1 protein-coding gene is annotated in these 366 nt (G+C 55.7%); it reads right to left on the bottom strand.

Annotated elements, in window-relative coordinates:
- Positions 1 to 110: 110 nt before the first annotated feature.
- A partial coding sequence (locus tag AC1RPU_RS08020) for a hypothetical protein (protein WP_481769644.1) occupies positions 111 to 366 on the bottom strand: 256 nt, incomplete at its 5' end.

The raw sequence follows: 366 nt of genomic DNA, 5'->3' as shown, positions 1-366 counted from the left end.
CCTTTAGGTGTCTAGTTGCTGGTTCGTCGTGAGCCAGTGACGTAACTATAACACGATAAAATGACGATGCGCAATACCCCTACACTATGCAAGGGTATTGCACGCGCCTTCTACTCGGGATCGCGCTGAGCGTCGCGCAGCAGTGTATCCGCTGCCGACGGGGGCTCGCGGTTGTCGCCCATGTTCACGTTATACCCGCGATTTTCCCAGCGCGTTACGGTCAGTTCATAACCGTCCGACGCGGGAAATGCGTTGCTGAGAACAGGGTACACGCTTTGCAGGTCGTGCATGCTGGTAATGCTGCGCGGGGCCGTCGCGAAAAAGTGCTTGCCGTCGCGGCTCACATTGATTTCGTAGTACATGATA

This window comes from Dellaglioa sp. CoH-55-MRSF-7, from assembly GCF_056782235.1.
This window is presented reverse-complemented; position numbering and strand designations above follow the sequence as displayed.